Here is a 13,680-nt window from a genome sequence, read left to right on the forward strand (position 1 = left end):
CCCCCTGATGAAAGAACCCGACGCGACCGCCGGCCCCGTCACGGCCCGGGGTGAGCTGATCCGTCTGGAGGACGTCACCAAGCGCTTCGGGACGAACACCGTGCTCGACCGGCTGAACTTCTCCGTCGACGCGGGCAGGCACGTGACCCTGATCGGGCCGTCCGGGTCCGGCAAGACCACGATCCTGCGGCTGCTGATGACCCTCGCCGAGCCGGACGAGGGCACGATCACCGTGGACGGGGAGCGGCTGTTCCCGGCCCCGCAGAAGCAGGTCCGGGAGGTCCGCAAGAAGATCGGGATGGTGTTCCAGCAGTTCAACCTGTTCCCGAACATGACCGTCCTGCGCAACCTCACCGAGGCGCCGGTGCAGGTGCTCGGCATGTCCAAGGACGAGGCCGAGGCGCGCGCCCGGGAACTGCTGGACCTGGTGGGGCTCGCCGACAAGTGCGACGCGCGGCCGACCATGCTCTCCGGCGGCCAGCAGCAGCGGGTGGCGATCGCCCGGGCGCTGGCGATGCGGCCGCGGGTGCTGCTGCTGGACGAGGTGACCTCCGCGCTCGACCCGGAGCTGGTCGCGGGCGTCCTCGACCTGCTCCGGGACATCGCGCGCAGCACGGACATCACCATGCTCTGCGTGACCCACGAGATGGGGTTCGCCCGGGACATCTCCGACCAGGTGCTGATGTTCGACTCCGGACGGGTGATCGAGGCGGGGCCGCCGGAGCAGATCTTCGGCGACCCGGAGCAGGACCGCACCCGGGAGTTCCTCAGCGCGGTCCTCTGACTGCCCGGCGTGCCGGACCCCGGGGCGGCAAGTCCCGAGGTCCCCACGCTGGGTGGTGACTCTGGCATATGCCAGAGGATCAGCGCCCCAGTTGGGAGGGGGCGGCGGGACACCGAATCTCGCCAACCCCCTCTCCCTGGAGGACGTTTGACCGTTATCGTGGAAGCGCTCCACCGACCGGACCTACGGCCCAGTAAGCGAGCGCAGGGGGAACACCGTGGCGCTGATGCACGAGCCGACCGCTCCGTACCACTCCGCCCAGGACGCGCTGCGCGTGCTGGAGACCGTCGCCCGGCACTCCGCGGGCGTCACCGACACCGAGCTGGGCCGCGGCACGGGCCTCGGCCCCGAGCGGCTGACCGCCCTGCTGCGGATGCTGCGCCGGGAGGGCTATGTCCAGCAGATCACCGACGGGGCCTACGTCACCGGGGACACCCTGCGCCGCCTGACCTCGGCGCACGACCGCGAGCGGGCCCTGCGCGACAGGCTCCAGCGCACCCTGGACCGGCTGCGGGACTCCGTCGGCGCGGCGGTGTACATGAGCCGGTACGTGGACGGCGAGGTCAGGGTCACCCAGTTCGCCGCGGGGCCGACCACCCCGGCGGTCAACGAGTGGTTCGACTTCCGCTACTCCGCCCACGCCACCGCCGTCGGCAAGAGCCTGCTGACCCAGCTGGACCCGGGCGCCCGCCGCGACCACCTCGCCCGGCACAAGATGGCCCGCCTGACCTCCCGCACCATCACCAGCGACAAGCTGCTGCTCTCCCGCCTGGAGGCGCAGCCGCCGACGATGCCGGTGCTGGACCTGCAGGAGTACGCGATCGGCACGGTCTGCGCGGCCGTCCCGATCACCGCGGGCTCGTCCGTCGGCTGTCTGGCGCTCTCCCTGCCCGTGCAGCACGCGCACCGGCTGAGAAGGGCCGCGGAGACACTGAGCCGGAACGCGGCGCCGGTGCTCCTCTCGCTGACGATCTAGCCGGCCCGGGGCGGTCACGAGCACCCCCGCGGACCGGGTAGTATTTTCTTCGTCGCCAGCCGCGGAGAGGAAAAGTCCGAGGTCGGCGGGAGTCATGCGCCGCTAGCTCAGTTGGTTAGAGCAGCTGACTCTTAATCAGCGGGTCCGGGGTTCGAGTCCCTGGCGGCGCACCGATGAAGGGCCCTTCGCGAGAGCGGGGGGCCCTTCGGCGTCTTTCGCCGGGGCGGCTAGGGCATCAGGCCGCCCGCCTCCGTGAAGATCATGTGCGCCACGGCGATGAAGCCGACGCAGAAGGCGATGCCCACCCCGAAGAAGACCAGCCCGCAGCCGGTTCCCGCAGCGAGCCGGCCGTGCGCGGGCCGGCGGGCGGTGGCCTGCTCGGGCCGCTCCGGCTGGTACCGGACGGTGACGATGTCACCCTCCAGAACCGTCGCCGGACCGCCCGCCTCCTCGAACCGGACCGCGCGGCCCTCGCGGGTGGTGAACTCGTACACGTGGTGCACCCTCGTGCTCACCGCGGTGTCCCCGCCGCCCCCGCTGGTTGTCGTGAACATCCGCAGGCAGCGTCCCTCGGCGGTGAGCCCGTGCGACCAGGTCCTGCCGATCCGCCGGGCGCGGCGGACCAGCGCGAAGGCCCCGTAACCGAAGCCGGCGATCATGAGGGTGGGTACGGCGTAGAAGAGCAGCTCGAACATGAGGTCCCCCGAGGTCAGGTACGCCGCCCCCGCTCGGCCGGCGTGCGAGGAACGTACCCGCCGGTAGGGGCGAGCCGGCTCAAGGGAAGCTCAGTATCAGAACCGGGACAGTTCGATCCACTCGCGCAGGGTGCGGACCCCACCCGACGGGCACTCAGAAGGTGACGTCCGAGCAGGCGTAGAACGCGTTGCCCGTGTCGGCGATCGTCCACACCGCGAGGATGACGTGGTGGCCGCTCAGCCCGGTCGGCAGGGTGCCGCTGTGGCTGAGGGTGGCCGGCGGGCGCCGGCCGTTGTACGGCACCGTCAGGAACGGGGTGAGGTCGAGGTCCGAGCGGGACAGGGGGTGGTTCTGGTTCCAGCCCTGCCTGGTGACGTAGTACTCGAAGTCCGTCGTGGCGTGCATGGCGGTGAACTGCCAGCGGAACGTGTACGACTGGCCGCCCGTCACCCGCGTGGTGGGCCAGGGCGCGCCGGACGGGGTGACCGGCGAGCTGAGCTGGGCGAAGCGGCTCACGCCGCCGTTGCACAGCCGGCCGTCGGCGGGTCCGGCGGCCGGGAAGCCCTTCGGGCCCTCGACGCTCTGCGGCTCCCACTGGATGTCGCCGCAACCCGTCACGGTGCCGTTCTGGCAGAGCTTCTGCCTGCTGATGGGGAGGTCGGTGTAGCCGTGCCCGCTGGCGCCGCCGGTGGAGAGCGCGAAGGCTCCGGCGGTCACCACGCCCAGCACGACGGCGGACGCCTTGGTCTTGGTGCGCATGCTGCCGCTCCTGGAGAACGTGGGGGATGTTCAGTGAGCTGACCGAGCTGTGCTGACCGAGCTGTGCAGTAGGTCTAGACCAAGTGTCAGATTATGGCGCGTGGTTGAACATGTCCATACCAATCGCGCTCCCGGACCGGCGCGGCCTCACACCGGTTCGCCGCGCCCCGAGCAGAACGCCACCGTCAGGTCCCGGACCAGCACCTTGCGCTCGTAGTCGTCCAGTTCGACCAGGCCCCGCATGGTCAGCCGGGTCACCGTGTCCTCCACGGAGTCCACGACCGAGTTGAGCATCCCGGCCCGCTGCCGGGCGTCCAGCGCGGCGATCGTGCGCCGGTGCATCGCGGCGGCGACCTCGGGGGCGTACTCCACCCGGACCGGCTGCACCGAGAACACCTCCAGGCCGACCGGCCCCGCGTCCGCCGCCACCAGCCGGGTCAGCGCCTCCCCCGCGGCCCCGCCCCGCGCCCCACCGGGCAGTTCCACCGGCACCCGGGCCAGCGCCGCCTCCACGCACTCGCGCAGGTACGTCTCGTGGTCGTCGATGCCGAGCACGGCCCGCGCGGTGTCCCGCACCCGCCACACCACCAGCACCACCGCGCGCATCGCGACCCCGGCCGCGTCCGCCGCCGGCATCGCCTCGCTCCGCCAGTGCCGCAGCCGCACGTCGACCCGGCGCCGCCGCAGCAGCGGGTTCACCCAGAGCAGGCCGGTGCGCCGGACCGTGCCCCGGTAGCGACCGAACAGCCCGAGCAGCCGGGCCTGCCCGGTGCGGCCCCGGGCCAGCCCGCCGAAGCCGAGCAGCGCGAGCGCACCCGCGCCGGCGTACGCCGCGCACTGCGCCGGGCCGAGCCCCGTGCCCGGGGGCACCGGCAGGCGCAGCGTCTCCACCGCGAGCCGCGGCAGTGCCCCCGCCCACCACGAAGTCGCCAGGCACCCGGCGATGCCGCCCGCCCCGGCCAGCACCCCGGCCGCTCCGGGCAGCACCCGCGCCGGGCGCTCCCGCAGGTCCGGGTCGAGTTGCGGCACCGACCGGCTGCCGGCCGGCGCCGGCCGCCGCAGGCGCGGCTGCTCCCCGGTGTCCTGCCGGCGGCCCACCACGGCGGGCTTGAGCGGCACCGGCACCGGATCGGTGTCGTCGCGGAAGAGCAGGTGGACGGGGATCTCGGTGGTCGCCTCGTTCTGGATCAGCCGCGCCGGCCGGGTGACCGTGCCCCCGGTACCCGCCGGGCCGCCGAGGAGCGGCGCCCCCTCCGGAGGGTCGTCGGACTCGGACGTGTGTGACGTGGTCGTACTCATGCGTGCCTCCAGCCTCCGCGCCAGATGCGTCATGACAGTGGGTGGACGTGGGGAGGGCGCCCCTGCGCGACGGCGTCCTAGGCGAACAGCCGCCGCCACGTCTCCGGGCCCGGGTAGCCGTCCGCCGCGCCGCCCCGCCAGCCCTGGCTGCGCTGGAAGGCCTCCACCGCCCGGCGGTCCGCCTCGCTCCAGCGCGGGCCGGGGTCCGTCCCGTAGAGGCCGCCGAATCCCTTCCTCGTCAGCTGCCGCCGGAGCTGCCCGACGTAGGCGTTCTCCTCGCCCGGGCGGAAGGAGGCCCGGCCGGGGTAGCCGGGCACCCCGTGCGAGGACGGCGGCCGGACCGGACCGGACGCCCCGGGCACGGCGCCCCCGGCGGGCTTCGGCGCCGCGATCGCGCCGTCCTGCCGTGCGGCCGTGCCGGTCAGGCCCTTGTAGCGGTAGGGGACGTACTTGCTGCCGTTGGTCCAGTACGGGTAGGGGGTGGCCTGGCTGCGGGCGTGCGGGGGCGTCTGCTCGTAGACCGTGTAATAGGTGTGCGTGGAGTCGGTCCAGCCGCCGAAGAGCACCACGTGGGAGCCGCTCTCGGGGTTGTCGGGGTTGTGGAAGAGGAGCATGTCGCCGGGCTGCAGCTCATTTTTGGTGATCTTCGTCCCGAACTGGTCGAGGCTGCCCGTCCACTCGTTGGACAGCAGCCCCCAGGCCATGGACACGAAGCCCGAGCAGTCCTGCCGGTAACCGTCGGACCAGTAGTCGTTCATGCTGTACGGCACCTTCGCCGCGACCCAGACCTTGGCCCGGTTGATGATCTGGGTCCGGGTGGTGGCGGGGGTCTGGGAGGCCGTGGGCCCGACCGGGGCGCCGGCCGGGCCGTGCAGCGGCGCCTTGGGGCCCTGCGGGGTGAGGGGGTCGCCGTCCGACGCCGGGGCGCCCGGGCGGGGCGAGGGGTGGGGGGCGGTGACGGCGGCGGCCGGGGTGGTCGCGCCGAGGGCGGCGGACGCGGCGGCGGCCACGACCACCACCCCCCGGGCGGCGTGGGGGCCGGCGAAGCGGCCGGGCAGCGGGCGGGGCCCGGTCCGGCGCTCGTGGACGCAGCCGGGGCAGTCGCAGTCGCGCACGCGATCGACTTCCTCGAACACCGGACCAGTCATGCGATCTGCCTCACATTCGGGGTGGATATGTCCGCTCTTGTGCACGTTGATCAGTGTCACAACTGGTGTCCGGGTGCGCATGTTGACGGTCCGAATGATGTACGGCCCCACCGCCCGGCCGGGGGACCCCGCCGGGGCTGGTCGGAGGCACCCTCCGAGGTCATGTAGAGTTCTCTCGTCAGCAGGCGCCGCTAGCTCAGTTGGTTAGAGCAGCTGACTCTTAATCAGCGGGTCCGGGGTTCGAGTCCCTGGCGGCGCACGATGACGATGGCGAGGAGTGTTCGCGCACAGCGCGGATGTCCTCGCCATCTCTGTTTCCGTAAGGCTCCCCCGATCGGCCGCACACCGTCCCGCACGGGCGCACCCCCGGTTGAACCGGATGCCCGCGCCCGCCGTATGGAACGGCAGGCCGTCCTCGACCCCACCCCTGCCCCCCGAGCCCCACCCGCGCCACAATGAACGGGTTTGCCCGGTAAAGAGCGTGTTTCGTGTCTTGCGATCATGCTCGACGCCATAGAACCCTGGTGGTCGACATTGCCGTGGAAACACGGCCGTTGAGGGGGAAGCAGCCGGTTGCGGCTTCGGCGGGGAAGGGGCCCCGTCCGTCCGAGGATGCCGAGGGGGGCATCATGCAACCGGAAGGTCGCGGTCCTGTGTCTCCACAGTGAGCAAGGTGTGGTGACGGCGGCCACCACGGAACGACGAACACGCGGTGACCCGCGTGTGGGGGGAATGACTCATGACGTCGACGCCGCACGGCGCCCGGCAGAGCCACGATCAGCACGACGAACAGCGGAGCGAACGGCCCGACGACCCGTCACAGACCACACAGCTGCGGGCGCTCACCCACCGGACCGGCCAGTTCCGGCGCATACGGAAGAGCCTGCCGAGATACGACTACGAGCACTACAGCCGGCTCGCGGGCCCCCTCACCCAGCCCGACCCGGGCGAGCCGTACCGGGTGCGGTACCGGTCACTGCTCTCCCAGGAGCCGCACCGCCTCAGAGCCGCGCTCATGCTGGGCGCGGCCCCGCTGCTCTCCCTGGTGCTGCTCGGCTGGCTGCTGCAGCCGGAGCACTGGACCGAACGGGACTACCCCGCCTACGACTTCCTGCCGGCGCTCGACGTCGTGATGCTCGTGGCGATCGGCCTGATCGAGTTCTTCCGCTGCCTGAACGTGCTGTCGAACGCGCACGCCACCCTGGTCGCCCGGGACCCGGTGCCGGTGGTGCCGGAGACCGGCACCCGGGTCGCCTTCCTCACCTCCTTCGTGCCCGGCAAGGAGCCGCTGGAGATGGTGACGAAGACCCTGGAGGCGGCCGTGAAGCTGCGCCACCGGGGCGTGCTGCACGTCTGGCTGCTCGACGAGGGCGACGACCCGGCCGTCAAGGAGGTCTGCGCCCGGCTCGGCGTCCACCACTTCTCCCGCAAGGGAGTCGCCCGGTGGAACCAGCCCAAGGGCCCGCACCGCGCCAGGACCAAGCACGGCAACTACAACGCCTGGCTCGAGGCGCACGGCGGCGCCTACGACTTCTTCGCATCCGTCGACACCGACCACGTCCCGCTGCCCAACTACCTGGAGCGGATGCTCGGTTACTTCCGCGACCCGGACGTCGGCTTCGTCATCGGCCCGCAGGTCTACGGCAACTACGACACCTTCGTGACCAAGGCCGCCGAGTCGCAGCAGTTCCTCTTCCACGCCCTGGTCCAGCGCGCCGGCAACCGCTATGGCGCCCCCATGTTCGTCGGCACCTCCAACGCCGTACGGATCAGCGCCATCAAGCAGATCGGCGGGCTGTACGACTCGATCACCGAGGACATGGCCACCGGGTTCGAGATGCACCGGGCCACGAACCCGGCCACCGGCCGCAGATGGAAGTCGGTGTACACCCCCGACGTGCTCGCGGTCGGCGAGGGCCCCGCCGCCTGGACCGACTTCTTCACCCAGCAGATGCGCTGGTCGCGGGGCACCTACGAGACGATCCTCAAGCAGTACTGGAAGGGCTTCTTCACGCTGCCGCCCGGCAGGCTCTTCAACTACACGATGATGATCATCTTCTATCCGATGTCCGCCCTCAACTGGATCCTGGCGGCCCTGAGCTGCGCCCTGTTCCTGGGCCTGGGCGCCTCGGGCGTGAACATCGACCCGACCGTGTGGCTGATGCTGTACGGCAACGCCTCCGCGCTGCAGATCGGCCTCTACGTCTGGAACCGGCGGCACAACGTCTCCCCGCACGAGCCGGAGGGCTCCGGCGGTGTCGCGGGCATGGTGATGTCGGCGCTGTCCGCACCGCTGTACGCCAAGGCGCTGATCGACTCCCTGCTGCGCCGCAAGAGCAAGTTCGTGGTCACCCCCAAGGGGGACTCGGCCAGCCCGGACACCTGGTTCGCCACCTTCCGGTACCACTGGTACTTCATCGCGATCTTCGGCGGGTCCGTCGTCGCCGGGTTCGCCCTCGGGCACTCCCACCCGGCGATGGTGACCTGGGCCTCCTTCGCCATGCTCATCACGGCCTTCCCGATCCTCGTCTGGCGCCACGAGCTGCGGCAGGCGAAGAAGGGGCCCCGGCACGCCGCGGCCACTCCCGCGCCCGCGGCGGTGGCCGCGGAGCCGCGGGACGCGGTGCCCGCACCGCACACGTCGTACGCCCCGCACCCCGCGCAGCAGCGGCCCACCTGGGCCGCCGGACCCGTGGCGGCGGAGCACGACGAACAGACCATGCAGATCGCCCTTGGTGGACTTGGGGGACGTAAGGAATGAAGGACCAGTTCGGCCGCCGCCGTGCCCGCAGGCTCGCGATAGGCACGGCGGTGGTACTCGCGCTGGCCGGGATGAACGGGCCGTGGGTGTACCGCTTCGGCACCGCGCAGTACCACCAGTACGAGATCAACAAGCCGGAGTACAAGGCCACCAACGGCCACTGGGACATCGTCGAGTTCCCGCCGCAGTACCGCCAGGACACCATCCACGCGGCGCTCCTGCACACCGGCAAGGTGCTGCTGGTCGCGGGCTCGGGCAACAACCAGGACAACTTCGACAAGAAGAAGTTCGACACCCGGATCTGGGACCCGGTCAAGGGCACGATCAAGAAGATCCACACGCCCAAGGACCTGTTCTGCACCGGCCACACCCAGCTGGCCAACGGCAACCTGCTGATCGCGGGCGGCACCAAGCGGTACGAGAAGCTCAAGGGCGACGTCACCAAGGCCGGCGGCCTGATGATCGTCCACAACGAGAACCCGGACAAGCCGATCACGCTGCCCGCGGGCACCCGGTTCACCGGCAGGGGCAACCACAAGACCTTCGTGTCCAAGGACCCGGTGCTCGTGCCCCGCGCCAAGAAGGTGTTCGACCCGAAGACGGGCGCGTTCCTGCGCAACGACCCCGGTCTCGGCCGTATCTACGTCGAGGCGCAGAAGAGCGGCACTCGGTACGAGACCGGCACCCAGGACAACTACCGGATCCAGGGCCTGGCCGGCGCGGACGCCCGCAACACGTACGGCATCGCGCAGAAGCTCGCCCTCGACAAGAAGGACTTCCAGGGCATCCGCGACGCCTTCGAGTTCGACCCGGTCGCCGAGCGGTACATCAAGGTCGACCCGATGAACGAGGCCCGCTGGTACCCGACGCTCACCACCCTGTCCGACGGCAAGGTCCTCAGCGTCTCCGGGCTCGACGACATCGGGCAGCTGGTGCCCGGCAAGAACGAGGTCTTCGACCCGAAGACGAAGAAGTGGACGTACACCCGGAAGATCCGGCAGTTCCCGACCTACCCGGCGCTGTTCCTGATGCAGAACGGGAAGATCTTCTACTCGGGTTCGAACGCGGGCTACGGCCCCGACGACGTGGGCCGCGACCCCGGCGTCTGGGACGTCGCCACCAACCGGTTCACCAAGCTGCCCGGGCTGAGCGACGCCGACCGGATGGAGACCTCCGGGACCGTGCTGCTGCCCCCGGCGCAGGACGAGAGGTTCATGGTGATCGGCGGCGGCGGGGTCGGCGAGTCGAAGCTGTCCAGCAGGAAGACCCGGCTCGTCGACCTGAAGGCGAAGAACCCCAGGTTCGTGGACGGGCCCCAGCTGGAGAACGGCACCCGGTACCCGCAGTCCTCGATCCTGCCCGACGACACCGTCCTGGTCTCGGGCGGCTCCGAGGACTACCGCGGACGCGGCGACTCCAACATCCTGCAGGCCCGGCTCTACCACCCGGACAGCAACAGCTTCACCCGGGTCGCCGACCCGCTCGTGGGCCGGAACTACCACTCCGGCTCGATCCTGCTGCCGGACGGCCGGGTGATGTTCTTCGGCTCCGACTCGCTCTACGGCGACAAGGCCAACACCAAGCCCGGCACCTTCGAGCAGCGCATCGAGATCTACACCCCGCCCTACCTGTACCGCGACTCGCGGCCGAGCCTGGGCGGCGGGCCGCAGACGATCGCCCGCGGCGCCTCCGGAACGTTCACCTCGGACCACGCCTCGAGCATCCGTAAGGTGCGGCTGATCCGGCCGAGCGCCTCCACGCACGTCACGGACGTGGACCAGCGGTCCGTCGCGCTGGGCTTCAAGGTGTCCGGCGACCGGATCACGGTCACCGTGCCGAAGAACCGCAACCTGGTGCAGTCCGGGTGGTACATGCTGTTCGTGGACGACGACCAGGGGACGCCGAGCAAGGCCCAGTGGGTCAGGGTGCCGTAGTGCCGTTCCCGCTGTGCTCGGCCAGGGCGAGCGCGTAACTCGCCCACCAGTCGCCCGCCTTCGGGCCGCCCCTGCAGGTGCCGTCGGACTCCCCCGGACGCTTGACCCACAGGTAGGCGTCCGCGAGGGGGTCCGCGGTCCTCGTCGTCGGGGTCTCGCCCAGGGCCCGGCCCGGCGGGTTGCACCACTTCTGGGCCGGGTCGCCGCCGGTGTACGGCCCGTTGCCGTTCCTGCTGGTGTCGACGACGAAGTGCTTGCCGCCCACCTTCGCCGAGAGCTGCCTGCCGTAGGCGAGGGAGTCGCGGGTGGAGTAGAAGTTGGAGACGTTGACGGCGAAGCCGTCGGCCTGGTCGACGCCGGCCTGCCGCAGGGGCTGGAAGATCTGGTCGGGATGGCCCCAGCCGGCGTTGCCCGCGTCCAGGTAGACCTTCGTGTTCTTCAGCGACTTCAGTTCGGCGACGGCTCCCTTGAGGAGGTCGTAGCGCTCCTCGTGGAACTCGGCGGGCGTGCAGCCGTCGACGAGGTGCAGCACGGCGTCCGGTTCGAGGATCACGGTGGCGGGGCGGTCGCCGATGCCCCGGGCGACGCCGTCGATCCAGGCGCGGTAGGCGTCGCCGTCGGCGGCGCCGCCCTGCGAGTACTGGCCGCAGTCGCGGTGCGGGATGTTGTAGAGCACGAGCAGGGCCGTGCGGTCCGACTTCTCGGCGGCCTCGGTGAAGCCGCGGGCCTCCCGCTCGGGGTTCTCCGGGCCGATCCACTCCCCCGTGGGCTGCTCGGCGATCTTGCGGATCTGCTCGGCCCGGGCCTTCTTGCCGGCCTTCACGTAGGCGGCGAGCTGGCGGGCCGCGTTGCCGTCCGGGTTCACCCAGAACGGGTCCGCGGACTTCGGCTGCTGGGTGATCCGGGCACCGGGGCCCGCGCCGTCGTCCCCGCCTCCCGAGGAGCACCCCGCGAGCAGCAGTGCCGCCCCCAGCACCGCCGCGGACGCCCGTGCCGCCGCCGAGGCGCGGTCCCCCCTGCTGTCGTACATGCGATTCCCCCCTGGACGCATCCGTGCGGCTCCCCATCGTGGCATACCGGTCACGGGCGTCAGGAGGTCGCGCGGGGGCGCACGGCGCGGGGCGCCGGGGCCTACGGACCGGTGCCGGTGAGGTACGCGGAGACCACCACGTTGGCGGTGTAGCTGCGGGTGGCGCGGTCGTAGGTGCCTCCGCAGGTGATCAGCCGGAGCTCGGCGCGGCCCGGGCGGCGGGGCCCGTAGGCGGCCTGTGCGTCGAAGTCGTCGCGGGGCAGGACGCGGATGTCGTCGATGGTGAACCGGGCGACCTTCCCGTCCGCGCGGACCACCCGGACGGTCTCGCCGGGCTGGAGGGTGCTGAGCTTGTAGAAGACCGCGGGACGGGTTCGCGTGTCGACGTGCCCCACCATCAGCGCGGTCCCCGCCGCCCCGGGCGTGGCCCCGGCCCGGTACCAGCCCACCACCCCCGGCTGGCTCATCGGCGGCGGGTCGACGGCGCCCCGGCCGTCCAGGCCCCGCGCCGTCACCGGCGCCTGCACGCCGAGTTCGGGGATGTCGATGCGCTGCGGCAGCGCGGCCCCGAGCGGCTTGGCCGCCGGTGGCAGCCGTACCTCCGCGGACCGCCCGAGCCCGGCCACGTCGCCCGTCGCCGGTCCGGCCGGGTCCGGCCGTTCGCCGGTCACGCCCCGGCCCCACAGCAACAGCCCGAGCAGCAGCACCGCCCAGGCCAGGACGGTGAGCAGGCGTTCGGTGCCGGAGGTGCGGCCGTGGTCGTCGGACATCGCGGGGCGCGCCCTCAGTCCCTGCCCCGGCTCCGGCGGGCCTTGAGCAGCCCGACGGCGGCCGCGGCGACCCCGGCGAGGGCCAGGCCGGTCACGCCCTGGGCGGTGTCGGGGCCGGAGCCGCTGGTGGCCACCGTCGCGAAGTGCGCGGTGCCGCCCCCGCCGGCCTGGACCGGGGCGAACGGCGAGGCGGAGCCGGCACCGGGCCCCGGCTCCTGGGATCCCCCGCTTGCGGAACTCCCCGCGACGACGATCCGCCGGTCGATCACGGAGCCCGCGCAGGTGACCTTCACGGGATAGGCGCCGGGCGGGAGCGAGGTGCGCACCCGGGTGTCGCCGGTCAGGGTGCCCTGCCCGCCGGTGAGCCGGGCGTCGGAGACGAAGGCGGGGGAGGCGGCGGTGCCCTGCGCTCCGGTGCAGCCGCGCACCCGCAGCGACACGTCCGCGCCCGGTGCCGGGGAGGCCGGGGTCACGGAGACCTCCTGCCCGCCGTCGGCCGCGTACGCCGGGGGCGCCAGCGCCGTGACGGCCAGGAGCCCTGTGCACAGAGTGAGGCGTAGTGAGCCCATCGTGAACCTCCAGACACTGGGAGGCTCCCCCGTACCGCGCGCCTCCGCATCCCCGGGAGGCACGCGATTGCTCCGAACGGGTGGCGACGGGTTCGGTGCGGGCCGGCAGCCGGCCCGCCGCGCGCCGGAACGCCCCTGCTCAGACCAGGTCGACCACGTCGGCGATGGAGTCGACCACCTGGGAGGGGCGGAACGGGTAGCGGTCGACGTCCTGGGGCTGGGTGACGCCGGTCAGCACCAGGAAGGTGCGCATGCCGGCCTCCAGGCCCGCCAGCACGTCGGTGTCCATGCGGTCGCCGATCATCGCGGAGGTCTCGGAGTGGGCGCCGATCGCGTTGAGCCCGGCGCGCATCATCAGCGGGTTGGGCTTGCCCACGAAGTACGGCTTCTTGCCGGTCGCGGCGGTTATCAGGGCGGCGACCGAGCCGGTGGCGGGCAGGTCGCCCTGGGTGGACGGGCCGACGTTGTCGGGGTTGGTGGCGATGAACCGGGCGCCGTCGTTGATGAGCCGCACCGCCTTGGTCAGGGCCTCGAAGGAGTAGGTGCGGGTCTCGCCGAGGATCACGAAGTCGGGCTCGTGGTCGGTGAGGATGTAGCCGATGTCGTGCAGGGCGGTGGTCAGGCCCGCCTCGCCGATGACGTAGGCGCTGCCGCCGGGCCGCTGGTCGTCCAGGAACTGGGCGGTGGCCAGGGCCGAGGTCCAGATGTTGTCCACCGGCACGTCCAGCCCCATCCGGCGCAGCCGGGCGTGCAGGTCGCGTGCGGTGTAGATGGAGTTGTTCGTGAGCACGAGGAAGGGCCGCCCGGACTCGCGCAGCTTCTTCAGGAAGGCGTCGGCACCGGGGATCGGAACCCCTTCGTGGATCAGGACACCGTCCATGTCGGTGAGCCACGACTCTATGGGCTTGCGGTCTGCCATGTGTGTGCGTCTCCTGGCGTGCGTACGGTCGGGAA

General features: G+C 71.8%; 12 protein-coding genes and 2 tRNA genes. 6 read left to right on the forward strand and 8 right to left on the reverse strand.

Annotation, left to right across the window (positions count from 1 at the left end; all coding sequences use genetic code 11):
* Positions 1-7: 7 nt before the first annotated feature.
* From ehuA to AQJ66_RS19725, 3 genes are all read left to right on the forward strand, one after another.
* Positions 8-784, forward strand: a complete 777-nt coding sequence (ehuA, locus tag AQJ66_RS19715) for an ectoine/hydroxyectoine ABC transporter ATP-binding protein EhuA (protein ID WP_061923684.1) — start codon at positions 8-10, stop codon at positions 782-784.
* 217 nt (positions 785-1,001) lie between these two features.
* Positions 1,002-1,760, forward strand: coding sequence for an IclR family transcriptional regulator (locus AQJ66_RS19720; protein WP_061923687.1), 759 nt, complete (start codon positions 1,002-1,004; stop codon positions 1,758-1,760).
* Between the two features lie 96 nt (positions 1,761-1,856).
* Positions 1,857-1,930: transfer RNA gene (locus AQJ66_RS19725), tRNA-Lys, on the forward strand.
* A gap of 57 nt (positions 1,931-1,987) precedes the next feature.
* Here the strand turns inward: AQJ66_RS19725 and AQJ66_RS19730 are convergent.
* The 4 genes from AQJ66_RS19730 to AQJ66_RS19745 form a co-directional block, all read right to left on the reverse strand.
* Positions 1,988-2,455 carry a DUF3592 domain-containing protein gene (locus AQJ66_RS19730; protein WP_061923690.1) on the reverse strand — a complete coding sequence of 156 codons (468 nt, stop codon included), beginning with the start codon at positions 2,453-2,455 and terminating at the stop codon, positions 1,988-1,990.
* 154 nt (positions 2,456-2,609) lie between these two features.
* Positions 2,610-3,215 (reverse strand): lytic polysaccharide monooxygenase auxiliary activity family 9 protein, encoded by a 606-nt coding sequence (locus AQJ66_RS19735; RefSeq protein WP_061923693.1) that lies wholly within the window; start codon positions 3,213-3,215, stop codon positions 2,610-2,612.
* 147 nt (positions 3,216-3,362) lie between these two features.
* The gene (locus AQJ66_RS19740) at positions 3,363-4,514 is read right to left on the reverse strand and encodes an SPFH domain-containing protein (protein WP_061923696.1); all 1,152 of its coding nucleotides are present in this window, start codon (positions 4,512-4,514) and stop codon (positions 3,363-3,365) included.
* A 77-nt stretch (positions 4,515-4,591) separates the two neighbouring features.
* Positions 4,592-5,662, reverse strand: a complete 1,071-nt coding sequence (locus tag AQJ66_RS19745; RefSeq protein ID WP_061923699.1) for a peptidoglycan-binding protein — start codon at positions 5,660-5,662, stop codon at positions 4,592-4,594.
* A gap of 185 nt (positions 5,663-5,847) precedes the next feature.
* On the opposite strand from AQJ66_RS19745, the gene AQJ66_RS19750 reads away from it, so the two are divergent.
* From AQJ66_RS19750 to glxA, 3 genes are all read left to right on the forward strand, one after another.
* Positions 5,848-5,921, forward strand: a tRNA-Lys gene (locus AQJ66_RS19750).
* Positions 5,922-6,401: 480 nt separating this feature from the next.
* Positions 6,402-8,423 (forward strand): glycosyltransferase family 2 protein, encoded by a 2,022-nt coding sequence (locus AQJ66_RS19755; RefSeq protein WP_061923702.1) that lies wholly within the window; start codon positions 6,402-6,404, stop codon positions 8,421-8,423.
* Positions 8,420-10,357, forward strand: coding sequence for a radical copper oxidase GlxA (gene glxA / locus AQJ66_RS19760; protein ID WP_061923705.1), 1,938 nt, complete (start codon positions 8,420-8,422; stop codon positions 10,355-10,357). The genes AQJ66_RS19755 and glxA overlap by 4 nt, the downstream gene beginning before the upstream one ends.
* Here the strand turns inward: glxA and AQJ66_RS19765 are convergent.
* The 4 genes from AQJ66_RS19765 to AQJ66_RS19780 all read right to left on the reverse strand — a co-directional run bounded on the left by AQJ66_RS19765 (position 10,344) and on the right by AQJ66_RS19780 (position 13,645).
* Entirely contained in the window at positions 10,344-11,387 is a 1,044-nt protein-coding gene (locus AQJ66_RS19765; protein ID WP_061923708.1) for a glycoside hydrolase family 6 protein, read from the reverse strand. The genes glxA and AQJ66_RS19765 overlap by 14 nt on opposite strands.
* 101 nt (positions 11,388-11,488) lie before the next feature.
* Positions 11,489-12,157, reverse strand: coding sequence for a class F sortase (locus tag AQJ66_RS19770; protein ID WP_061923711.1), 669 nt, complete (start codon positions 12,155-12,157; stop codon positions 11,489-11,491).
* Between the two features lie 14 nt (positions 12,158-12,171).
* On the reverse strand, positions 12,172-12,726 hold the full coding sequence (locus AQJ66_RS19775; RefSeq protein ID WP_061923714.1) for a hypothetical protein: 555 nt from the start codon (positions 12,724-12,726) through the stop codon (positions 12,172-12,174).
* Between the two features lie 139 nt (positions 12,727-12,865).
* A complete protein-coding gene (locus AQJ66_RS19780; RefSeq protein ID WP_061923717.1) occupies positions 12,866-13,645 on the reverse strand; it encodes an HAD-IIA family hydrolase in 780 nt (259 codons plus the stop codon).
* Between the last annotated feature and the right edge of the window lie 35 nt (positions 13,646-13,680).

The sequence above is a fragment of the Streptomyces bungoensis genome, assembly GCF_001514215.1.
Classification (GTDB): domain Bacteria; phylum Actinomycetota; class Actinomycetes; order Streptomycetales; family Streptomycetaceae; genus Streptomyces; species Streptomyces bungoensis.